19 protein-coding genes and 1 pseudogene are annotated in these 23,422 nt (G+C 51.9%); 10 read left to right on the plus strand and 10 right to left on the minus strand.

All coding sequences use genetic code 11. From position 1 onward, the window contains the following. Positions 1 to 363: 363 nt before the first annotated feature. The 5 genes from EL645_RS36350 to EL645_RS36370 form a co-directional block, all read right to left on the minus strand. Entirely contained in the window at positions 364 to 1,083 is a 720-nt protein-coding gene (locus EL645_RS36350) for a 3-keto-5-aminohexanoate cleavage protein (protein WP_218032225.1), read from the minus strand. 160 nt (positions 1,084 to 1,243) lie between these two features. Continuing rightward, complete coding sequence (locus EL645_RS36355) at positions 1,244 to 2,686, minus strand: hypothetical protein (protein ID WP_126557282.1); 1,443 nt, start codon at positions 2,684 to 2,686, stop codon at positions 1,244 to 1,246. 218 nt (positions 2,687 to 2,904) lie between these two features. Continuing rightward, the gene (locus EL645_RS36360) at positions 2,905 to 3,840 is read right to left on the minus strand and encodes a nucleoside hydrolase (RefSeq protein ID WP_161977985.1); all 936 of its coding nucleotides are present in this window, start codon (positions 3,838 to 3,840) and stop codon (positions 2,905 to 2,907) included. A 166-nt stretch (positions 3,841 to 4,006) separates the two neighbouring features. Beyond that, complete coding sequence (locus tag EL645_RS36365) at positions 4,007 to 4,990, minus strand: tetratricopeptide repeat protein (RefSeq protein ID WP_126557284.1); 984 nt, start codon at positions 4,988 to 4,990, stop codon at positions 4,007 to 4,009. A 178-nt stretch (positions 4,991 to 5,168) separates the two neighbouring features. Continuing rightward, the gene (locus tag EL645_RS36370; protein ID WP_126557285.1) at positions 5,169 to 5,585 is read right to left on the minus strand and encodes a hypothetical protein; all 417 of its coding nucleotides are present in this window, start codon (positions 5,583 to 5,585) and stop codon (positions 5,169 to 5,171) included. 194 nt (positions 5,586 to 5,779) lie between these two features. Between EL645_RS36370 and EL645_RS36375 the strand changes: the two genes are divergently transcribed. After that, positions 5,780 to 6,745, plus strand: coding sequence for a D-2-hydroxyacid dehydrogenase family protein (locus EL645_RS36375; RefSeq protein ID WP_126557286.1), 966 nt, complete (start codon positions 5,780 to 5,782; stop codon positions 6,743 to 6,745). Between the two features lie 14 nt (positions 6,746 to 6,759). On the opposite strand, the gene EL645_RS36380 is transcribed toward EL645_RS36375, so the two are convergent. Next, positions 6,760 to 7,581 (minus strand): alpha/beta fold hydrolase, encoded by an 822-nt coding sequence (locus tag EL645_RS36380; protein WP_126557287.1) that lies wholly within the window; start codon positions 7,579 to 7,581, stop codon positions 6,760 to 6,762. Between the two features lie 72 nt (positions 7,582 to 7,653). Beyond that, the gene (locus EL645_RS36385; RefSeq protein WP_126557288.1) at positions 7,654 to 8,601 is read right to left on the minus strand and encodes an AraC family transcriptional regulator; all 948 of its coding nucleotides are present in this window, start codon (positions 8,599 to 8,601) and stop codon (positions 7,654 to 7,656) included. Between the two features lie 121 nt (positions 8,602 to 8,722). Between EL645_RS36385 and EL645_RS36390 the strand changes: the two are divergent. Then, a pseudogene (locus tag EL645_RS36390) lies at positions 8,723 to 9,585 on the plus strand (LLM class F420-dependent oxidoreductase). A gap of 73 nt (positions 9,586 to 9,658) precedes the next feature. Here EL645_RS36390 and EL645_RS36395 read toward each other — a convergent pair. From EL645_RS36395 to EL645_RS36405, 3 genes are all read right to left on the minus strand, one after another. Continuing rightward, a complete protein-coding gene (locus tag EL645_RS36395) occupies positions 9,659 to 11,926 on the minus strand; it encodes a serine/threonine protein kinase (protein WP_126557289.1) in 2,268 nt (755 codons plus the stop codon). 446 nt (positions 11,927 to 12,372) lie between these two features. Beyond that, positions 12,373 to 14,118 carry a LuxR family transcriptional regulator gene (locus EL645_RS44890; protein ID WP_126557290.1) on the minus strand — a complete coding sequence of 582 codons (1,746 nt, stop codon included), beginning with the start codon at positions 14,116 to 14,118 and terminating at the stop codon, positions 12,373 to 12,375. Positions 14,119 to 14,402: 284 nt separating this feature from the next. Then, the gene (locus EL645_RS36405; RefSeq protein ID WP_126557291.1) at positions 14,403 to 17,966 is read right to left on the minus strand and encodes a tetratricopeptide repeat protein; all 3,564 of its coding nucleotides are present in this window, start codon (positions 17,964 to 17,966) and stop codon (positions 14,403 to 14,405) included. A 588-nt stretch (positions 17,967 to 18,554) separates the two neighbouring features. Here EL645_RS36405 and EL645_RS36410 point away from each other — a divergent pair. The 8 genes from EL645_RS36410 to EL645_RS36450 all read left to right on the plus strand — a co-directional run bounded on the left by EL645_RS36410 (position 18,555) and on the right by EL645_RS36450 (position 23,403). Then, positions 18,555 to 19,031 (plus strand): LacI family DNA-binding transcriptional regulator, encoded by a 477-nt coding sequence (locus EL645_RS36410; protein WP_126557292.1) that lies wholly within the window; start codon positions 18,555 to 18,557, stop codon positions 19,029 to 19,031. Beyond that, positions 19,006 to 19,398, plus strand: a complete 393-nt coding sequence (locus EL645_RS44895; RefSeq protein WP_126557293.1) for a substrate-binding domain-containing protein — start codon at positions 19,006 to 19,008, stop codon at positions 19,396 to 19,398. Before EL645_RS36410 ends, EL645_RS44895 begins: the two co-directional genes overlap by 26 nt. Beyond that, on the plus strand, positions 19,322 to 19,663 hold the full coding sequence (locus EL645_RS44900; protein WP_126557294.1) for a substrate-binding domain-containing protein: 342 nt from the start codon (positions 19,322 to 19,324) through the stop codon (positions 19,661 to 19,663). The genes EL645_RS44895 and EL645_RS44900 overlap by 77 nt, the downstream gene beginning before the upstream one ends. A gap of 85 nt (positions 19,664 to 19,748) precedes the next feature. Then, positions 19,749 to 20,186, plus strand: coding sequence for an ABC transporter substrate-binding protein (locus EL645_RS36425; protein ID WP_126557295.1), 438 nt, complete (start codon positions 19,749 to 19,751; stop codon positions 20,184 to 20,186). Between the two features lie 309 nt (positions 20,187 to 20,495). Then, the gene (locus tag EL645_RS44905; protein ID WP_126557296.1) at positions 20,496 to 20,948 is read left to right on the plus strand and encodes an ABC transporter substrate-binding protein; all 453 of its coding nucleotides are present in this window, start codon (positions 20,496 to 20,498) and stop codon (positions 20,946 to 20,948) included. Beyond that, the gene (locus EL645_RS44910) at positions 20,870 to 21,469 is read left to right on the plus strand and encodes a periplasmic substrate-binding domain-containing protein (protein ID WP_281276463.1); all 600 of its coding nucleotides are present in this window, start codon (positions 20,870 to 20,872) and stop codon (positions 21,467 to 21,469) included. Before EL645_RS44905 ends, EL645_RS44910 begins: the two co-directional genes overlap by 79 nt. A 324-nt stretch (positions 21,470 to 21,793) precedes the next feature. Beyond that, positions 21,794 to 22,783: an ABC transporter permease gene (locus EL645_RS36440; RefSeq protein ID WP_126557298.1), complete on the plus strand. Its 990-nt coding sequence runs from the start codon at positions 21,794 to 21,796 to the stop codon at positions 22,781 to 22,783. Positions 22,784 to 23,010: 227 nt separating this feature from the next. Continuing rightward, entirely contained in the window at positions 23,011 to 23,403 is a 393-nt protein-coding gene (locus EL645_RS36450; RefSeq protein WP_126557300.1) for an ABC transporter permease, read from the plus strand. Positions 23,404 to 23,422: the final 19 nt, after the last annotated feature.

The raw sequence follows: 23,422 nt of genomic DNA on the forward strand, positions 1-23,422 counted from the left end.
CACCGCGTGAAGGAAGGGCAAATACCACGGTGTGCCTCAGCGCTGGGATACCGGGCCGCCCTACCGGGGCGGCAATCGGGCGCTGAGGCCCGAACCTATGACATCGTCTTTCTTGTCGCTTTTTCGTACAGGAAAGGAAAAGGGGGTGCGAGCTCCAATCCCATGTTTGAGCTCAAATTCTTCGTATCTAAACGGCATTGGGGTTTGTCCCGCACGTACATATGGTGTTTATTTTTAATTTATATAAAGCAATTAAATAAGGGTATCGTATTTTTTCTAGTTGGGCATATATTGTGCCAATGATCATGCAATAAGTTTTATATCTGCGAAAATCATTTCTTTCACGAAAAAATAACTCGGGTTTTATAATGTAACTTTGTTATAGACCAGGGTGACGAGTTCGGCGTTGCCTTGTGTTTGGTGGCCGTTGGGTAACGTAAAGGTATCTTCGAGACCGATACGCGTGTCGTAGCCCAGGGAGATGGCGAGGTCTAGCACGGCCCAGGTGGCCGCGTCACTACCATGCAGTAGCCGAGGCTTTTGTATGTGGGCTGCATTGAGGACGTTGATGATAGCTGTTGCATTGGCCAGTGCTGCTTCAGGTTCGCTTTCTGGGGGTTCGATCAGGATACGCAGGCAGTGGTCGGCCAGTCCCAGTTTGTGGAGTAGCTCAACATCCGCCACTGTTGCCAGGCCAGCCTCTATGTTTACGCCAGACGTTGTCAGTGCCTCACAGAGCTCGGCCACTCCTGGTTCAGAGAAGTTGACCGAGGCAAAATCAGGCAGGACTGTCCATTCCTGAACCTGGCGCAGTCTGAGCGCGACGACCGGCTCAATCCAGATGCCAGTGCTGACTCCGACTGGAACACCAGGACAGTAGGTCCGAATGGCAGAAAGTGCGGCCGCGATATCTGCGGCCGCCAGCGATTGGCTTCCATCAGCTCGTCGCGGATGAATATGCAGTGCCCCCGCTCCAGCCGCGACCACAGCTCTTGCGTCCCGCGCCAGTTCATCTGGCGTCAGGGGAAGCGTTGGATGTGCCCCCGCCTCACGGCTCCCATTGAGACAAGCTTTAATCAACAAACTATCATCCCTTTCGTTATCACAAGGTGCACTAACTATTTGAAGGAAACAATTAAGCTAGCAAATTAGTGGTGCTAGGATAGAACAATTGCTATGTCTGGAAAGGCATAGCAATTGTATATTGTGAGAAGATTTATCAGTGGAATCCCACACTATAATGCTATAGCATGCCTTGAACAATTGCGTCCAGTTCTTGCTGGGCGTATTCGATATCACCGGCGAAGATGATGCCCATGGGATGTTTAGCCATGCGGCAGATGATACGGGTGCCGCTGGCCTTGAGTTGTTCGTCTTTGTCGGCGATGCGTTCGCGTAGCTGATGGGGATCGACCTGTTTCGGAATGTAATATTTATCGATGGCCTGGATGCGGTTCTGGATGGTGTTGCGCATGGAGTTGATGGTAGGTGGCTGGCGATTGGCTCCCAGTACGGTCAGGATGGCATCGGTATAGTTGGTCCAGCGGGGATTGCTTTCGGCGATGTAGAGGGCCGATTGTTGTCCTCGGCTCTTCTGTAACTGTTCTTCCAGTGGACTGGGGAGCATGATGTCGATATTGGCGACGCCACGCAAGGTGCTGAAATCATAGCCATAGCGCTGTGCGGTCTGCCTGAGTAGCTGCTCAAAGCAGGCAATGGTCTGATCCTCATATATCTGCTGCATACGCGCGATGGCAGCGTTTTTTGGTTTGTAGTTGCCGGTGCCGATGCATGCCTTACTGCCCTCTTTTTGCAGCTGTCCGTTCCAGCGTAGCGTCTCGATCCGACCATTCATAATGACCACAGACATACCCGGCGAATCGCTAAAGTCAATGTAGCGGCTCATCACCACACGTGTCTCTTTTTCGACATCCATTGTCTCCAGCAGCGTGTATTGCGCGGCCCCCAGCGCCTCCGGCCAGTTGGTATAGCTTTGCGTGAGCTCTGCATCCCCGTTTGGAACCAGGATAATAGAGTTTTTGTAGTTATAGAGCAAGCAACAGCCATAGTTCCCATCTGATTCAGCGGCCCGCAACATGATTCCTGATGGATAATTGGTCAGGCCTGCACGGGCAACCAGTTCTTCAATATAGGCCAGAAAGTCGAGTGCCTCCTGTGGGAGGGTTGCGATGTTGGCGATGCGGTAATCAGGAGTCTGAAAACCAGGTAACTCGTATTCGTCGAGCAGGTGATAGAAATTGGCTTTGTTTTTCAGTAACGTGACCATGGCGCTTGGCAGGCCCCAGGAGATTGCTCCCATCTCTGACTGAATGACGCGTTCTGATTCTGGCACGTTGATATAGGGTACTACCAACGTTGCCTCGGCTGGTAGTTCCTGTTGTTCCTGGCGTAGCTCGGCGCTCGTGGTGGCCTGTATATCTTTGCCAAAGAGCGCGCTCAGATAGGCGACCTGGGTATGGATGGCCTCGTTGTGGGAGGTGACATGGATACGAACCTTTTCGGCATTGAGAGGAATATGGCCGCAACGCTCTCCATAGTGCGCTTCAACCGTGCGAATCATTGCACTGCGCGAGGCACGCAGGATGCCGCTGCCAATATTATGGAACCCAACCCCAATTATAGCTGGTGGTTCCAGCGAGAATACAGAAGTATCGAGTAGCGTCATTGTTGTATTTTTTCTCCTATCTCAATGCACAAAAAACGTGGTCCGTCTCTACAGGCAATGCTTTTAATATAAGCTAGAAATGAGATAAATGCAACAATAAGGGCCAAATGGGATGCGGGCGCAAAAGATGGCGCAACCATGCGGATTCAAGCGGCGTTTCTGTTTGCCGCCTACAGCATAACATAAGAAGGAGGTAAACAGAAAGGCCCTTTTGGTTGTCAGGGAAAAGTAGTTCCTACGCGTTCAATAAACAGTTGAATGAAACGCTCTGCGTCTACGGCGATCGAGGCCTGTACATTGGGTGTCGCAGCCTGAGGACCCTTGAAATAGGCGACCGTTTCTCCTGTTGTCAGTGCCCCTTGTAGTTCAACTTCTACATAGGCAGGCTGCCAGGTGATCAGGTCTGGTTGGAAGACGCTGGCGAGACAGAGGGGATCATGCATGTGGAAATCCGCAACGCCATAGAGTGGTGCGTATACATCGAAATAATGGGCAAACATCTGCCGGATACAGGTTTTGACCGCGCTCTCACCCTGTGAGAGAGCTGTGGCCCGGGCCTGGGTCAATGGCGTGCGATTGGTGGTGTCCAGGCTAACCAGGCGGATCGGCCAGCCGGCCTTGAAGACTACGTGGGCGGCGTGTGGATCGGCATAAATATTAAACTCGGCACTGGGCGTCACGTTGCCAGGCGTAAGCAGGGCACCTCCCATGATCACGACTTCACGGACCGTCTGTGCGATGCTCGGCTCACGATGCAGGGCCAGCGCCAGATTGGTGAGGGGCCCGATGGCGACAATTGTGATCTCACCAGGGTTGTTCATGATTTTCTCGATCATTAGATCAACGGCATGCTGTTTCACTGGCTGTATGCTCGGTGGTGGTAACTGAGCCTTTCCCATGCCATGGTCGCCATGCACATGGGTGGCGTGCAGACGCCTGCTCACCAGTGGCTCGCGACTACCGCGTGCTACTGGAATATCCGTGCGACCAGTGAGGGTTAACAGGGCCAGCGCATTATGGGTGGTATGCTCAACATCGACGTTTCCAGTTACCGTCGTGATGGCCTCCAGTTGTATTTCGGGCGAGGCCAGGGCCAAAAAGAGAGCGAGTGCGTCATCGATACCAGGATCGGTATCCAGAATAATACGGTGCAAGTGTGTCCTCCATTGCGTGCTCAATAATATATCGGCTACGTTGCTAATATACTATCTCAACGCTGTCAAGGGGATTATGTGCATGATAGGTATCGCTGTTTAAATGATCATACACATATCAACTTTGGATGCACACCAGGGCATATCCATGGGAATTTCTGTCAGGTTAGCCAATTTTAGCTTGCGCTGCGTCCCGCGCCTCTACAGCGGCTAGCAGGGCGAAAGAGACATTGTGGTGCTGGGCAAGATGCCTTGCCTCTTCGAAACCTGTCAGCGCTTTGGTTGGATCTTTCTGTGCAAGATGGAGGTAGCCGATGCTGAGTAGTGAGAAGATATAGGGCACCGGTAGCTCCATCTCTTGCGCCAGCAGGGCGGCTTTCTGATAGTACAGGGCGGCTTGATCCATATCGTCTAGTTCCTGGGCCAGGTCACCCATACCCAGATAGGTGAAAGGTAGATCAATCCGTACATTCAACTCTTCCCGCATTGTCATGCTCAGGGCCAGCGAGCTTCTGGCCGCCTCTAAATCTCCCTGCGTCAGCGCGCAGATCCCCAGGTGCAGCAGCACTTCAGCCATCAAAATCTGATGATTATGTTCTTCGGCAAGTGCCAGCGTTTTGACGAAATAGGGTTGCGCCTGCTCATGGTCTCCTGTATTTTGGTAGACCCGGCCGATATTAAATGTGGATTCACAGATGCCCCAGCCGTCATCGATCTGCTGGCGCCGTTCCAGTGCCTCATGGAAATATTGCAGCGCTACTTGAAAATCAGCCTTATCCACACTGGCATTAAGGGCTTGATAATAGAGAGCCTGGCCCGTCCAATCGATGATGCTGGCTAGCAGCTTTTCGTCTGCCATGACTTCGGCTATCGTCCGTGCTTGTGAGAGGGTTGTCAGGGCTATCGTCGCATCGTTTCCCAGGTAGACGATGCATCTGGCTTGCAAGATGCCGGTATGGAATAGGAGATTCCCCCTGGCCTGCAGGCATACCTCATCTTCTTCGGCCATTTGCAGTCCTGTGTTGAGTAGCTGTTGTGCCTGTTTAAGTTTGCCGAGAAAATAATAAGAGGTGGCGATATCACACAGGTTTTGTAGCAAGCACGTATATTGTTCAGTAATAGTTTCCCGGGATCGCTTTTGGTTTGACATAAAAAGACTCCTCACGGTACAACTGTAGGGCGAGGAGTGCAGGTTCTTTTGTGTATATCGTTGTCTGTTATTCTATAATCAAGCTGGATTATGTCATTGCAATGTGACCAATAATGCAAGCTAGTTATAGTGAATCGCAAGTCTATGAACCTGCCTCCTTGCAGTATGTCGGCATAGGTTACTGATTATACCCTTGATCATCAGCATTGATACGCGTATTCTGGCGTGTCCTGGTGCTACCAGCACGGCTGACATCGCCGGGTCCGGCCAATGGAGCTTCCAGTCCATATAAAGCATCTGGATCAGGATCTTCTCCAGCGTTTTCCTTCTCTGGCTGATCATCCTCTAAATTGGAATAGGGGTCCTGATCGTCTACATCGCCAAACTGATCCTGGAGTCCATATTCATCCTTCTCGCTTAGACCAAAGGGTTTTTTGTCCTGGGTGTCGTCAACATTGGGATCGGGACTAAATGTTTCCCGCTCATCCGCATCGCTGTCCTTCGTATAGTTTTTCGAACCGTAAGTATCTTGTTGGCCTCGAATATGGGTTTTAGATTCTGTCTCAAATGTCTGGTTGTTATCTTGCTCTGCCATACTATCCTCCTCAATATTCTATATTAGAAGTTATTCACCAATGCAGGGGTGATAGAGATAGTACGGAAGAGGGCGCTGAAAAGTGTCTGATGGTCTGATCGCTGCCGCATTGTTATGGCCCGCGTGCTGCGGTTTCCTCGCTTTTTGCGGTATGATTAAGGTATTAAGCGGCGATGTATGTAGAGGAGATATTTATGAGAATTGTGATTTCGGATGATTATCAGGATGCTGCACGTAGCCTGGATTGTTTTGCTAAGCTGGCTGATCAGCAGGTGACGATCTATCGAGATACTGTCAGGGATGTTGAGACGCTGGCTACACGTTTCCAGGAGGCTGAGGCCCTGGTATTGATTCGGGAGCGTACAGCGATTACCGATGCATTGTTGGATCGGTTGCCACAGCTCAAGTTGATTAGCCAGACGGGCCGGGGGATTGCCCATATCGATCTGGCTGCCTGTACGCGCCATGGCGTGGCGGTGGCTGCCAGTGGTGGGTCACCTTATTCAACGGCTGAGCTGACCTGGGGCCTGGTTCTGGCCGCGACGCGCCATATCCCGTATGAAGTTGCGCGCCTGCGAGCCGGTCATTGGCAATCCACTTTGGGCGTGGGTCTGCATGGTCGGACCCTGGGTATCTTTGGTTATGGCAATATCGGTCGGCTGGTAGCTAGCTATGGTCGTGCCTTTGGCATGCGCGTGCTGGTATGGGGACGCCAGGGTTCGCTGGAGCGCGCGCGTACGGATGGATTTGAGAGCGCTGCCAGTCAGGAGGATTTGTTTCGTCAGGCGGACGTGTTGAGCTTGCATATCAAGATGATTGCGGAGACGCGCGGGATCGTAAAAGCCTCCGATCTGGCAGTAATGAAGCCTACAGCCTTATTGGTGAATACCAGCCGGGCTGGCCTGATTGAGCCGGGAGCGCTGGAACAGGCATTGCGCGCTGGCCGTCCCGGTTCGGCCGCCGTCGATGTCTACGAGTCCGAACCGGTAACCGACCACCCTTTGTTGCAGATGGATAATGTTGTCTGCACGCCGCATCTGGGCTACGTTGAGAAAGATAGCTATGAGCTTTACTTCGACGCAGCCTTTGACCAGGTAATCGCCTTTGAAGCGGGCCGGCCCGAGAACATTCTTAATCCTGAAGTGCTTACCCATTCCTGAAGCAGGCCAGGGGGTCAGTGCCGCAAAAACTGCTCAAGCAGTTGATTAAAATCGGCAGGTTTTTCCATCACCAATGTATGGCCGACTTGCGGTACAAGCACTAATTGCGTACCTGCTACCTGTTTTTGTATGCGCTGACCAATCGTAAAGATATCAGTGGTGTCCTGGTCTCCCAGAACGACCATGGTGGGAGCCCGAAGCTCTGAGAGGCGATTAAAGGCTGGTGGGTCGAGCTCCTTGATGGGCAGGCTCAAGATGTGTTGCGAGAATGCCTGTTTGACCATGCTCAGCACCCGCTGGCTAACCTCTGGATCGATCTGTTCTGCTGTGCGTTGAGGTCCAATGGTCCACATGGTCAGGAATTCTCGGGCCGCCTGGTCCAGGTCACCCGCCTGCAGGGCGGCCCCCAAAGCCTGGCCGTGCTGTTTGGTCCAGGGATCATCAAATGGATGACCGCTCATACCTGGTGAGACCAGCACCAGCTTGTTGACGCGTTCTGGATAGGCGATGGCCATATCGATGGCGATGCGTGCGCCCCCCGATAGACCTGCCAGGGTAGCTTTGCTGATCTGCAACTTATCGAGGAGCTGGCGCAGGTCCTCATAGTGGATATATGCCTCTTCTGACCAGGCTTTACTCTTGCCCGCCCGGCGTACATCATAGCGCACGACCTGATAGTGCCGGGCTAAAAATTGAAACTGCCCATCCCACATGCGACTATCTAACATCCCACCATGCAACAGGATGATGGGCTCTCCCATACCAGCCATTTCATAATATAGTCTGGCTCTCGGTACCTCAACAAATCCAGTGTTACTATCTTGCTTCTCCATCATTGCTTTTGCTCCTATACAATATCTAAGCTAGTTTTTCTTTGTATAGATAAATGTATCTGAAGCTGCAAAAGCTTACAAGACGTTTCTTTGCTCATTTCCTACGATTTTTTGCGCTGGTAGCTCGTTCAAGATATAGTTGTGCTCATTCGCCTGGCGTAGCTTGAGCGCGCTCTGTCCAAAGGTACTTTGACAGAGATCTGAGAGATGACGGGCGCTCCCCAGGCCGCAGCGCTCCGCAATGGCGTCCAGAGGTAGATGCGTCCCTAGTAGCAGGTGGAGGGCGGCATTCAAGCGCAACTGCCGTAGATAGTAACCCGGTGTAAGGCTGGTTTCGTGTTTGAAGCGACGTGTAAAATGGAATAAACTTAATCCGACCTCCATGGCGATCTGTTTGAGTTGGATATCATCCTTGGTATAGGTGTTTCTCAATCGTGTAAGCGCTGCTGCTATAGGGGCGCTGATACCTTCAGTCGAGGGTATGATCTCTGTGGTGAAGAGTGGATGCTGTGGTTGGTGTCGGGCACGTTGAAACAGGCGCAATGTATCGATGCTAAGCAGGTGTGAGAGGAGCACGAGTAGCTGTTCTCTGGCCATACCCTGGTGCATAGCCTCTTGCACCATCCGGCGCATTGTCGCCTCTATTATTTTTGGCGCGGGCATGATGGCGACATGTGGTATTTGTTCATGTGGCAGTAGTCGTTGCCAGAGCTGGTGGATATATTGTGGAGCGAAAACCATAAAGATAAATTCAAGCTGTCCCGCTGCACGGTGGACATGGAGAATGTCCGGGCTCATCCAGATCAGGGAGCCAGGAGGGGCGGGATAACAGGTGTTGTTGATCAACACATCGGCTTTGCCCTGGCATACTAATAAGAGCATATAGACATCATCCATATGCGATGGTGTGATGCCGTTGCATTCGGTAGGGGGACCGTAGCTGAGCAAACAATCTTGATTGTGCCAGAGCGCAATAGGTAACTTTCTCCATACCTCTAAATAGTCAAGTCGCTGAAACGACACGGCTTTCTCCTGTTAGCTTATCTCAAGGTAGAAATAAACGAGTTGTGTGCCAATGTTATCATGCGTATTAAATCGTATGTGTAGACTCCGACTCAACAATAATACACCATAGGAGTAAAAAATGCAGATCGGTGTTACTTTTCCACAAACGGAAATCGGGGCGGACCCACAGGTTATTCGCGATTATGCCCAGGCTGTCGAGGGTATGGGTTATCAGCATGTGCTCATTTATGATCATGTGCTGGGGGCCGATCCTACCCATCGTCCTGGCTGGACAGGTTATACCCATACTGAAATGTTTCATGAGCCCTTTGTGCTGTTTGGATATCTGGCGGCCCTGACGCAGCTTGAGCTGGTGACCGGCGTTATTATTCTACCCCAGCGTCAGACGGCCCTGGTTGCGAAGCAGGCGGCCGAGGTCGATGTCCTGAGCGGCGGCAAATTCCGACTCGGTATTGGCGTGGGCTGGAATCCGGTGGAGTATGAAGCACTCGGCACGGATTTCAGTACCCGTGGACGCGTGGTCGAGGAGCAGATAGAGCTCTTACGACAACTATGGAGTAAGGAAGTGGTGACCTTTAAGGGGAGATATCATACCGTGACTGAGGCGGGCTTGAGTCCTTTGCCGGTGCACCGCTCGATCCCTGTATGGATAGGGGGCAGTTCTGATAGCGCGCTCCGGCGTGCGGCCCGCATCGCCGATGGTTGGTTTCCGTTGGGCGGCCGGATGATAAGATGCGTGCCATGATGGATCGCCTGTTTGGCTACCTGCAAGAAGCGGGTCGCGATCGCCAGACACTTGGGATCGAGGCTCGTGTCAGCGTGTCCGAAGGTGACCTGGATCAACAGGTACGCGAGACCGAGAAATGGCGTTCCTATGGGGCAACCCATATCTCATTAAATACGATGGGAGCCCACTTTAAATCCCTGGATGAACATCTGCAGGCTCTGCGTCGTTATAAAGAAGCTGTCAAGCAACAATAGGTATGGCGCGAGGGAACAGAGGCGCAGGTCCAGGCTTGGATCTGCGCCTTTCTTTTTTGTCTTGTCGGACGCGTTAATGCTGTGTATAGGGGCGGATATCGATACTGGCCAGGCCAGCAATCTGGTTACAGAGGGTGGCTACCCCCGGCTCAGTTGTTTTTGTGGTCGGATCGGTCCAGCCAGTTGTCGAGACACTGAAATCTCCCAGCTGATCTAGCTGGTTACGCTGGTTCTGGGCCGCTAGCAGACCGGTTTTATTCATCTTGCCGAGCTGGATGACCAGTGTATGCATATTGTCGATCAAGGTATTGAATTTGGCCATATGCACATCGATATCATTGGCCAATTTTATCTGGCTATCACTGGCACCGGGAGCAGCCACGATGCCGGCCAGGTGAAGTCTGACATGCTTGAGATGTCCATGGATATCGGTCAATTGAGTGCACTCCAGCAGCCCGATTTTGCTTTCATTGAGAATGTTTCCTTCCGGGGCCGCCGGTAAGTGACCACTGGCCTGTACCTCGCTGGCCGCACATGGACCATCCATGTAGTACAGCATGTCCGTCAATCTCTGGCGTATGACCACTGGATCCTGCTGTTTCTTTACATCGGTTGCTTCTTTTTGTAATTGTTCTACATCATGTTGAAACCAGAAGTCGATACCATTGCGTAGTCCACGTACGTCCAGTGTATGTTCACCGGCCAGCAGGTGACGCAAATGGTCCAGCTGGCTGAAATGTTCGGCATCCTTTGTATTGGGTTGATCGGGAATATTGCCGGCGTAGCGCCATGTCCTGGTTTGTAACACCGGGCTGATGGCTTGATCGTTGGGCGCGCTTTCCGTAATTACAAAGCCGCTCATGGCCGCTAACAGGTTCTGATGGGTGGGGCTCTTATAATTAAGGGTGCCGGCCCCATTTTTGATGGTCAGGACACCTAACAGCAGCGCATCGTTCTCTGGCTGCTGCTTATCATAAAGCCATGCCCGGTAGACATTGCCTGCCGTCGGTGGGGCCACGTTTGTGACGTGTAGCATGATACCATCATTGATGGTCGGATGATTGCTATCAAGTGCGTTACCGGTATTATAAAAGGACATCTGCCCAACGACTGTATTGGCCGAGCTGGTGGCCCCGGATGGGAATAAGGTGACAAATTTATTCAGTAGCGTGGCACCAATGACAAGAATGATCATTAATGCCACAAAGATGGGCCAGAGATTTCTCCATAGACGATTGGTAGGAGCTGCTACTGGAGCAGGGGCAGGTGCTGCTACTTGAGCCGCTACAGGCAGTGCCGCAGCTTTCTGGGTCACTCCGGTTGTTACTGCATCAGCCACCGCAACGGTTGACATGATTGTTGGCATAGAGGAGGCATCAGGTGCCTCTGGTTGTGCTGATGGTACGGGATCAGGGGGTGGCACAGGTGGCAGGCTATTACCGGTTTTAGTACGAATGCGCTCCGGGATTGGTACATGGAAGGCATTGGCCAGGGCTACGGTCATCGAGGTGGCACTGTTGAAGCGCTCGTCGGGATTTTTGGCCATCGCATGTTTGATAATATAGTCTATATCGGTTGGCAGATTAGGATTGATCAGGCTGGGCGGTGTGGGCTCATCCTGCATATGCTGGCGCATGATCGCATAGGCATTATCGCCTCTGAAGGGCGGGGTGCCGGTGCAGATTTCATAGAGGATAACCCCCAGCGAATAAAGATCACTCTTGATGCTGACTTCCGTCCCCTGTACCTGCTCTGGCGCAATATATAGTGGTGTGCCCATCAAGGCACCCATTTCAGTTGGTCCCTGCGCACCGATGATTTTGACCAGGCCGAAATCACTGAGAATGGGCTCCCCCATAGGATTATGTTCAGTATTGGTGCTATCGAGCAAAATATTTGATGGTTTAATATCGCGGTGCACGATATTTTTTCTGTGGGCATAGTCAAGTGCCTGGCTGATGGAGGCGAAGAGCTCTACAATCTCTTCAGGGGTAGGAAATTGGCTGGCGCGCGAGGTGCTATGGATATATTTATCCAGGGTGGGGCCGTTGACATATTCCATGACCAGGTAAGGTTCGCAGCCCTCTTCCTCCGGACCTGGAATATGTAAGTCAAAAACCTGTACAATATTTGGATGGTGTAGTTGGGCAATCGCCTGCCCTTCGTTAATGAAACGAGTCATCAAACCAGGGGCGACATGCCTGAGGTCCGCGTGAAGGATTTTAACGGCTACAAAACGGCGCAATTCAGGGTGGAGCGCTTTCCAGACCTGAGCCATTCCGCCAGTGCCAATTGGCTCCAGTAGTTCATATTTTCCAAAACAATTTGGCTCTTTGTTCATCTAAGAACCTTCCTTAGGCTGACAGAATGCAGTGCACTTTGTGATGTAAAACAAGCAATTTGCACCACTTTATCATACACGCTGGCAAATAACATGTCAAAGCAGCAGAAAAAATGTCCATGGCTTTTTACTGTTTGTCCAGAGATCGCAGGCAAGCGATACGATGTCCATTATTTCAAGGGTAGAGAGTGTGTGGTCGGCGGCCGCCGACCACACACTCTCTACCCGGCGCCGCAGGCGCCGAAGAGAAACATGAAAAAGCCCTGAAAAAATGTCTGGTCTCTAAATAGCTTTTTCTTTATAGACGTTTAAGGGGCAAGACTTTGGCTGATATATGTAAAAATGAATATAAAAGTGAAAAAGTTGCAGCTACCCAACTGCAACTTTTTCACTTTTATATTCATTAAGTTAGACGTTATGAGGTATAAATTTTGGGCCATGCCTGGCTATAGCAGGGCGAGGGCGATAGATTTAGCCATAGCCTGGCCACGACTTTGTACACCCAGCTTACTGCAAATGTTAAAGACATGTTTTTTGACTGTACCTTCGCTAATAACCAGGCTCTGCGCGATCTCTCGGTTGGAGGCTCCACTGACCAGGAGCTGTAGTACTTCCTGTTCGCGCCTGGTGAGCGGCTCTAAAAGCTCCTTTGTTGGCTGCTCCTCTGGTGGTGTAGGCGTTGGAATTGATAATCTGACTGGCTCCTGTTTCACGGCCGAGATGGCATGCATATTCATTTTAACCTGCTGGAATGTATGACCCAGCTGTTGGCGCCCGACCGCCACTTGTTCGGCTGTCTGTAAAACGAGCAAGCGATGGGTCGTCTGCGCATCCTCAGCCTGTGTGGCGTGGTAGATAGCTGTCTCCAACTGACCTTGTTGTTCATGCCATTGGCTGGCTCGCTGGTGGAGTTGCTGCAGCTGGTGCGGGTAAGTATGCTGCAAAAGGTGCTGTAGCGTCTCCTGTAAAAGTTGCGGATAGCTATACCAGTGGCCGGGTTGCTCTGATACAGACAGGCAGAGATTGGCGCGCTCCAATTGTTCCAGCAGGCTCTGGCTGTCGCTGGCCTGGCGGATCTCATCGCAGAGCGCGCTATTTAAGCGGTTGATGATTGAGGTTTGCAGCAAGAATTGTTGTAGCTCTGGTGTCTGCTGTTGAAAGACCTCCTCGACCAGGTAATCCCTGATGTAGCGATTATGATTGAGGTAGATGTCGACATGCTGCTTATCTTGCATCGAGAGCGAGGCCAGTTGTAGGCCAGCTACCCAGCCCTCGGTACGGGCGGTCAAGGCCGCGCATTCGTTCGCATCCAGTACGATATCCTGTGTCCTTTTGAAGAATGCATCCGTCTCTTCCAGGCTGAAACGTAGCTGCTGGCTACGTATCTCGGTCAAGGCTCCCTGTACCCGCAGGCGCGCCAGTGGTAGTGGTGGACTGGTTCGGCTGGCAATGACCACATGCAGACGCGCGGGCAGATGATCCAGAAAAAAGCTGAACGTTTGCTGGATAGTGCTGTCCTGGATCGCTTGATAATTATCGAGTAGCAGGATGATATCACCTGTCAATTGCTGGCAGGCGTTCAAGAATGTTTTGAGTACGGTATGGATGGTGTGGTCTTCCACGTTGCGCAGTAGCGCCAATGCCTGGTCGGCGATGCCCTGGTGCTGGATGTTCAATGCTGTCAGGATATGGCTCCAGAAAGTACGCGGATCATTATCATGGCTATCGAGCGAGATCCAGGCGGAGGACCAGCCAGGGATCTGCAGCTTGCCGCACCAGTCGCTGAGCAGGGTTGTTTTGCCCCAGCCAGCAGGAGCCGTGATGAGCACAAGCTTACCTCTGACTCCGCTGGTGAGGTATTTAAACAACTGCGGCCGTTCGATTGGTTCTATGGTAGCAGTTGGTAACGTAAATTTTTCGTTCAGGATGACGTGTGAGCTCTGCGGTTGGCTGCCGGGTTTGCGATATTGAGAAGCTGCTGCCTGCTCAGCCCTGGCCGATAGCGTTGTGGCGGCCTGCGTCAGGCGAGCCATGCTCATCTCTGCTGGCCGACCCAGGTAGGTTTTATGCATATGGCCGTCTCGTTTACGATAGGCATACCAGTACCAACCATTGCGTTGTCGCTCATGGCGCGCGGTAAAGCTTCCACTGTGATGTTTAAAGGCAAACGATGTATGCTGCTCACTTACCAACCAGGCATACCAATCGCTGGAGCCTACATGGATGATGGGGCATCATTTCCCATCTGACCAGGCAACCATAAGTATTCGTCGACAACGACCGGAATGACGTTACGAGTCATGGTATACGAACCTCTCTCTGCCTTTTTCTTCATTGAAATAAAAGTGCGTATCCATGACTGTACCTGATTTCAGACTGGATTACATCAGCGAAAGCGTGTATTTTCTGGCTGAGGTTATATTTAACTACCATTTTTTGTCCACGCCAAATAGCTTAGATATGGGATAGCCGGCTATCAGTCGAGATGGTGCTCGATGACATAGCGCGTGGCGGCACTGCGACTGTTCAGGCCTAGTTTATTGTAGATGGCGCTGAGATGGGTCTGGATTGTACGTGGGCTGACCACCAATCTTTTGGCGATCTGACCATTAGTGAAGCCTTGCGCGACGAGCTTGAGGACCTCTTTTTCGCGCCTGGTCAGCATTGATGCACTCTCATCATGCTCCTCCTCTGCCATTGTCCTGGATCTGGTTGGGGATGCTAATTGTGGCTGTTCTGGCAGTGCCAGGATCTGTTCTGGCGTCTGTGCATAGCCAGTGCGCCAATTGGCGGAGAAGCGCTCGGTACCCAGTTGTTGACGTGCCATCAGTAATGCTTCTTGATATGTAGCTCGCTCGATAGGAGGAATGGGGGCGCCAATCTTCTCACGCATGGCGGCTGCGGCCCCCCATAGCTGCGCGGCCCGTTCGGCCTGCTCCTGGCGCACGACAATCTCACCCAGGCGTTCCAGGCAAGAGGGGATAAACCAGCGGTCACCAACACGCATGCAGAGCGATAAGCTCTCCTCGATCAGCGTCTGGGCTTTGCCGATGGCCCCTTGATAGATAGCCAGTAGTCCGAGATCGGCCAGTATATAGGCCCGGCTGGAGCCGCTGCGCATATCGATATTCAGGGTCAGGCACTCCTGAAGCAGATTCTCTGCCTGTCCATAGTTATGTTCGTTGAGGGCCAGCAACCCCATCACATGCATCGCCTCGGCGATATAGCGCAGGTCCCCGATCTCCCTGGCTACGACCATGCTCTCTTCGATCAAATTGCGTGCCTGCCAATGGTTACCCTGATTTAAACTGATCAGGCCCAATTGGGTCAGGCGTGAAGAGAGGGTCCAGCGATCACCATTGGCTCTGGTCAGGACCAGGCTCTCTTCCATGACTGTGTGGGCCGCCGCATAATTGCCTTGATGCGCCTCCAGATGGCCTTGCATGTTGAGCACGGCCGCGATCATGACGCGGTTATTTAGCTGCTTGAATAAGGTCAGACTCTTTTCCAGCGCTTGCTGGGCATCGGAAAAGTTGCCCTGAGAGAACTCGATGCAGCCGAGGGTGAATAATTTGGTGGCGATACCCTCATTATTGCCGGTTTCGCGAAAGATGGTGATGCTCTCTTCCAACAAGATATTGGTTGGGACATACTCCTGTTCGTGAAGAATCGTGCTATCGGTCCGGGCTGCCAGATAATGGGCGAGCGTGTGTTTGCTGCCTAACTCTCGGGAAACGGCCAGGCATTCTTCTAGCAATGAATGCGCGGTACTATAGTTGCCCTGGTAGAGGGTCACGATGGCCAGTGGTAGTAGGGCCAGGGCGATGCCAACCCGATCATTGATCTGACGGTGCAGGCTCAGACATTCGCGCAGCAATGTGTTGGCGCGCACATAATTGCCTTGATGGGCCGCGAGCTGGCCCAGGCCATCGAGGCAATAGGCGATGGTGCGGGTGTCGCCAAGTTGTTGGGCGATGGCCAGCCTCTCCTCAATAAGTGTCTGCGCCTCATGTAGAAAGCCAAGGGCAAAGGCTTCATCGGCCAGGGAGGCCAGTGCATCCGTGATGCCGTAGAGATCCTTTTGCGCGCGCGCCAGGGTCAGACTCTTCTCATACAGTGCATGGGCCTCAGAGGGAGCACTGCGCGCAAAGGTTGTGCCTAGTTTATTTAGTGTCGCTACGATACCTGCTTGATCCCCAAGCTCTTCAAAGAGGGCCAGACACCGTTCCCAGAGTTCGATGCTGCGTGTATAGTGGCCCTGACTATCGGCCAGGGTGGCACAGGCAAAGCAGGCATGAGCCTGGATTGCAACGGCGATCTCAGTGCCAGCGCCCTGCTCAAGTGCTTGTTCCGCCAGCTGATAGCCTTCGCGCTGACGATTACGGATCAACCAGTAGCGCCAGAGGGCGCTGCAGAAACGCAATGCCTGTTCGTGACTGGCGGGATTATGTTGTTCTAGTAGCCAGCGTAAGGCGGCCCTGAGATTATCATAATCCTGTTCTAAGCGATTTAACCATTCGGCCTGCGTGGCCTGGCGCAGTTGAGGCTTCGCTAACTCTGCCTGCGCCAGATAATGGAGCGCGTGAGCCTGGTATGCACTGTCAGCCTCTCCTGCCGCCACGAGGCAATCCTGTCCATACTCACGCACAGTTTCTAACATACTCAAGCGCAGCTCGCCATTGGATTGTTCGCTTTGTTGCAGCAGGCTTTTGTCGATTAGGGAACTGATAATATCGAATGTACTGATATTGTCTGTCGCATCGACTGAATGAAGAGTCGGGCAGACATCTTCGGCAGCTTCCAGGGTGCAGCCACGCACAAAAACGGCCAGGTGGCGAAAGATTTTTTGTTCGTTGGCGTCCAGCAAGTCATAACTCCAGGCCAGGGTGGCGCGCAACGTCTGCTGGCGTGGTGGCAGGTCTCGCGCTCCACTGGTCAGAACTTGTAATCGATGTTCCAGCCGGTTCAGGAGCATTGAGGGTGAGAGGTGTTTGATGCGTGCCGCCGCCAGCTCGATGGCCAGGGGAAGCCCATCGAGGCGCAAGCATATTTCAGCTATGGTGGCCGCGTTGCTGTCTGTGAGGGTGAAATCAGCCTTAACCGCGCTTGCCCGCTGGATGAAGAGCTCGATCGCTGGATAATGTGAAAGGGCCTCGCTATCTGGCAACTGCTGGATATCAGGCAGCGCCAGCGGTGGTATATCCAGCTCATACTCACCGCGCACATGCAGGATCTCTCGACTGGTCACTAGCATTTTTAGCTGGGGACAGGCTGCCAGCAGTTCGGAGAGCAGGGGGGCGGCAGTAATAATCTGCTCAAAATTATCCAGTACCAGTAGCATATGTTTGGCGCCTAGAAAAGCCTTCAGTCGTTCAATCAAGGGTTCTGTGGCTGCCTCCATAAAGCCCAGCTCGCGGGCAATGGTTGGCACAACCAGTGAGGGATCAAAAATGGGGCCGAGCGAAACTATTGAGACGCCACCGGGAAATGTATCGGCGAGTAGCCGGGCCATCTGTAAGGCCAGCCGAGTTTTACCAACTCCCCCTGGACCTGTTATGGTCAACAAACGTACATCTGGACGTTGCAGCAGGGTACAGGCCATTTTAATTTCCTGCTCACGTCCAATCAATGCATCTGGTTGGGCTGGCAGCCGGTAAGTGCTGTCTCCTCCTGGGGTAGGTTCGATTGGCGCTCCCTCACTTGCCGGCTCCTCTTTTAATTGCTCATCCATCAACTTCTGGTTCAGTTCCTTTGCCGTCGCCAGTAGCCGTTCCTGGGTCAGTAGTTCGGACTTCCCCATATAGGCATGGAGTAACTTGCCTTTACGCTTACTGTAAGCCTTCCAATACCAGCCACCGCGCTTATTGCCAGCCTGCTCTTTACGAGCGGTATAGGTACCGCTGGCACTATGAAAAGTAAAGGTCGTTGCCGTCTGCAGCCAATCATACCAGGCAGGAGTGCCAACGGTCAGCACAATTTCCTCTGCCTGGCCCTGGTAGGATAATGTATCAGTGTGTATTGTAGGTGTTGAGCTTGCCATTGCTCCTCATTCCATCCATCTATCTCTCTCAAGAGTTCCCTAACACTGACATGCCTGCCACAAATCACGTTCGGTAACTTTTCATCCTATTAGAATAAATGAAGCACGAACAACCCCAATTGTTGCTTTTGGTTTATTCAATACATCAAAAATATCGGCCCTTATGGCCGCTCTCTCCCTTTGCGCTCGAAAAAATCTCCTGAGTTACCTAACCCCTATAGTATACAATAGAAATAATTTCTCGTGCTATAAGTATAGCCCCCTTTCGCCATTTTATCTGTTCCGCGCTAGTGTTTTGCGCTAAATACCAGGGTCCAGGCGATATGAACTCCAGCTCTTTTATTACTTCGCCAGGTAACCCATTTAGCAGCCATTCTAGCTGTTTCAGGATAAAAAGTAGTAGGAAAATAAACTACTGAAATACTACTTTTGTTCGCTTTAAAAATCTCTTTCTAGCACTACACTTCTCCTATGAAATCGTTTCCGAAACCGTTTACGGTAGCGAAAACGGTAAAGGTTCCGTTTTACCGCCTGCTTCGCTGTTTGGAGCAGACACTTAACCCTGTATTGTGTCAAAGAAGGTTGTACATGGCTGGAAAGATCACTATACAAGATATTGCGCAAATGGCAGGAGTGAGCAAGACCACCGTTTCGCGGGTGCTCAATCATCGGCCCGATGTAAATCCTGAGACCCGTGAGCGCATCTTACACATCATGGACCAGCAGGGCTTTTTTCCTAGTCTCGCGGCTGCAGGTCTGGCTGGTGGTCGTAGCCGTTTGATTGGTGCGCTGGTTTCGGTGGTGCACTGGCCCTTGATACCAGAGATTATGCGTGGTATCGCGGAGGTGATCGATCAGAGTTCCTATGAGCTGGTCCTCTATAGTGTGAACTCGAATGATGATGGGAAGGATTATAGCGAGGTTATTGATCGCATTCTGGCTACCAAGTTGACTGCCGGTTTGCTGGCCATCTATCCTGGTCAGTTTACGCCACACCTGGCAGATTTGTGCCGTGATGGTTTTCCTGTTGTGATGTTCGATGATCAGGTTCATCCCTCCTACTGATATTTCCTGGGTGGGGGCGGATCAACGCCAGGGTGCGTATGAGGCGACGCGCCATTTGCTACAACAAGGGCATAGGCGTATCGCTCATATTCAGGGACCGCATAGGTATCAGGTTTCGCTCGATCGCCATCAGGGCTATTGTGATGCTCTGACTGAGGAGGGCATTGAACTGGACCCCACGCTGGTGGTTGAGGGAGATTTTGCGGCAACTGGTGGAAAGGAGTGTGCTTGCCAGTTGTTAACACGTCCTGATCTACGTCCGACCGCGATTTTTGCCAGTAGCGATTTAAATGGCCTTTGGCGCTTTGTCGGCGGCGGTGGAATGCGGACTACGTGTACCCGAGGATGTGGCAGTGGTTGGCTATGATGATATTTCTCTTTCGGCCCTTTCACAGCCCCCGTTGACCACGGTGCGTCAGCCTTTATATGAAATGGGGAAACGTTCTATCGAATTATTGCTCAACCTGGTCGATCCTCCGGTCGTTAATACCCGACCGTGGAATCATAAATCTGGCTCGCGGCTGCAGGGGAATATCTCAGCGCCAGCACTTCCGACTTCACCTATGCACGTCCGCCTGGCTACCCATCTTGTTGTACGTTCGTCCTGCGGCACTCTTCAGCCTATGCTATGACGCCGCTATGAAACTCTGTTAATCGATATTCTGATGAGCTCTTATTAAGCAATGGAGATTTTATTTCCTGCCCAAGGAGGTTTGCATGATTTCCGCTTTCGTTTCTGGACAACGCTGGCGCCCAAAGAAACTTTGGAGCACCGCGATTGTTTCGACGCTACTGGCACTGATGGTGGTGTTGACCAGTTGTGGAACCAGTGGCGCGCCTGGCCAGTCATCTTCGTCAAAGGGCACCAGCGCCTTGACGGTCAATCCATCTCCGAAAGGTGATAATCCCTCGAATTTTAATCCTTTGCTGGACCCGCAGAATACAGCCTATGGGACGCAAGGTTTCCTGTACGAGACATTGCTCTTTATTAACCGTTATACGGGCGATAAAACTCCCTGGCTGGCTTCTTCCTATCAGCAGTCTAGCGACCTCAGTAGCATAACCTTCACCATTCGCGATGGCGTTAAGTGGAATGATGGTCAGCCCTTAACCAGCGATGATGTGGTCTATACCTTTGATCTGCTGAAACAGTAATCCGGCCCTGGATCGCAGTGCATTATGGACTAATTTTATTCAGGATGTCTCTGCACCAGATGCCAGGACGGTAAAGTTCACTTTGAAGTCCGCTTCTTCTGTTTCGATCTGGTGGATTGCTGGCCAGACCTTTATTGTGCCAAAGCATATCTGGCAGAGCGTTGGGGATCCAACCAAATATACCAATGATAAAAGCCCCTGTTGGCACGGGTCCCTACAAACTGGAATCCTTCAAGCCACAGTTGATCCGCTACCAGAAAAAATACCAGTTACTGGCAGCCTGGTAAGCCACAGATCGATGAGATCCGTGTGCCTGCTATCGTCGATAACTCAACGGCGTCCTTGATGCTGGCTAAAGGCCAACTGGATTGGTTGGGTGTAGCCTGGGACCCCAAACTCGATCCTTCTTACATCCAGAAAGATCCAGTCCACAATCACCATTGGTTCACGTCAAGCAATACCGTAATGCTCTACCTTAACTTGAAGAAGTATCCTTTCAACCTGTTGCCGGTACGGCAGGCTATCAGTCTGGCGATTGACCGCAAGGAATTGCAGGAGAAATCGGCCCCGTATGCTCCTCCCGCTAATCCAACTGGTCTGCTTCTGCAGCCAATAAGAGCAATCTGCTCTCACAGTATGCCGATTCACAGTTTAGTGTCGATGCCGCCAAGGCAGAATCGCTCTTGCAGAGTGCTGGTTTTACCAAAGGTAGCGATGGCATTTACGCCGACAAGAGTGGTAAGAAGATCTCCTTCAATATGATCGATGTCTCTGGTTGGAATGACTGGGTGGGCGACACCCAGCTGATCTCGAAAGATCTAAAGGCGATTGGTATTGATGCCAAAGTTGATACCGTGGGTGGTTTCACCCCCTATATCACCGCTTTACAGACTGGTACCTTTGATGCTGGAATCTCCTGGACCGATCCAGGCCCGACACCATATTATGCCTACTCCGATCTGCTGGATAGCTCTAAATCGGCTCCAATCGGAAAAGCTGCCCCCACCAACTGGGAGCGCTGGGAAGATCCGGCCACCGATAAATTGCTGAAGCAGTATGCCACCTCTGGTGATCCAGCTATGCAGAAGCAGGCCATCGATGGTTTACAGAAGATTATGGTAGAGCAGCTGCCTTCTATCCCGCTGAGTTACAACGCATCCTGGTACGAATATACCACGACGCATGTAACCGGCTGGCCCGATGAGAATAACCCTTACGATTTCGGTGCACCCTTCAACTATCCGGACAATGGCTACATTGTTCTGCAGTTGAAAGCCGCCTGATCGCCTTTCTACCTGGTTCTTCCCCTGGTTCCAGTACTCTGACCGCTGGAATCGGGGGAGGAATCCCTATCACAGATATTCCACTATTAACATAGAACGTGCCTTACTCTCATAGTCATTGCGTCCTTTGCCTATGAGCTTTCGCGCCTGCGGCGCTCATAGAGCATTTCTTCGGTGGTGCAAAAATTGCGCCCGGCGTAATTTTTGCACCACCGAAGAAAGAAGCTTCGGGCGCGCCAGCGCACGTACGTACGTACGGGAGCGACACGCTTCCCATGATGATGGGGTGTAAGACACTATCATAGAAAGAAGAGGAGGGGTGAGATGCGTCGATTACTGAGCCGTCTAGGTTTTTATCTGATCGCACTATGGGCCTCCATTACCTTAAATTTTATTATCCCGCGCCTGATGCCGGGCGATCCCGCCCAGGCCTATCTGGCTAAGATGCAGGGACAACACATTACTCAGCAGACCCTTACCGCGCTACGGGTCCAGTTTGGCCTGAGCAATGATCCAATCTGGATTCAATATGGACAGTACCTGGTTAACCTGTTGCACTGGAACCTGGGTATTTCTCTCTCTAATTTCCCTCAACCGGTGACAGAGGTGATTGCCCAGCACATTCCCTGGACGGTTGGGCTGGTGGGATTATCGGTCATCATTAGTTTCACCTTTGGTTCGCTGCTAGGGATGCTGGTGGCCTGGAAGCGTGGCTCCTGGTTGGATTCGATTGTGCCGCCGATCCTGACCTTTATTTCCGCCATTCCTTACTTCTGGCTGGCCCTGGCCTTTGTGTATGTGCTGAGCTTCATGTGGAGCTGGTTCCCGATGGGTGGCGGTTATGATGAGTTGACCTATGATATCGGGTGGAGTTCTGGTTTTATTATCAGTGTAATAACGCATGGTATCTTGCCCGCCATCACCATTGTACTGGGCTCGCTCTCTAGCTGGGTGCTGGTGATGCGCAACTCCATGGTTACAACCCTCTCGGATGATTATGTATTGATGGCGCAGGCCAAGGGCCTGCCTGAGCGGCGTGTGATGCTCAACTACGCGGCCCGCAATGCGATCCTCCCCAGTATTACCAGTTTCTCAATCTCTCTTGGCTTAATCGTTGGCGGTTCACTTTTAACTGAAATGGTCTTTAATTATCCAGGCATCGGTTTTGCGCTTTATAATGCGGTCTTGAATCTGGATTATAGCTTGATTGAAGGATGCTTCCTGGTTATTGCGATTACTGTACTGGCGGCCAACCTGTTGTCCGATATTGCCTATACTTTTCTAGATCCTCGGGTTCGGCAGGGAAGGGGATAAATAATGGAAATAAGTCATATTGTAGCTGATTCATCTCGTAAGCCCAATGCTTTCTTGCGGGTGCTGGTAGGTATCTTTAAATGGCTCACATCCAATCGTAAGATGACGATCGGTACCTGTATCCTGGCTTTCTTTATCCTGATGGCTATCGCAGCCCCTTTGCTGACGCGTCAGGACCCGGGCTACTTTTCTTCGGATCTGTTTCAACCTCCGTCCGCGGCCATTGGTTGGGAACGACGCAGAAGGGTGAGGATCTCTTCTCCCAGCTGGTCTATGGAGCCCGTATCTCGCTGCTGGTTGGTTTTATCTCGGCCCTGGGCTCTACCTGCCTGCAGATTGTGCTGGGCTTGACCGCCGGTTACTTTGGGGGCCTGACCGATAATATACTCTCATTGTTCATCAATGTTTTTCTGCTCCTGCCAAGCATCCCGCTGGGCGTGGTAATCGCGTCTTTTGCGCCTTTCAAGGGGCCTGAAACGATTACCCTGTTGCTGTTGTTTACCAGCTGGAGCTATGGGGCGCGTGTGCTGCGGGCGCAGACCCTGTCGATGCGCAATCGCGAGTTTGTTGAGGCGGCTCGTGCTTCGGGTGAGTCCTCTCTGCGGATCATCTTTTTTTGAGATCTTGCCCAATGAGATT

The organism is Dictyobacter kobayashii (assembly GCF_003967555.1).
In the GTDB taxonomy this organism is placed as follows: Bacteria; Chloroflexota; Ktedonobacteria; order Ktedonobacterales; family Ktedonobacteraceae; genus Dictyobacter; species Dictyobacter kobayashii.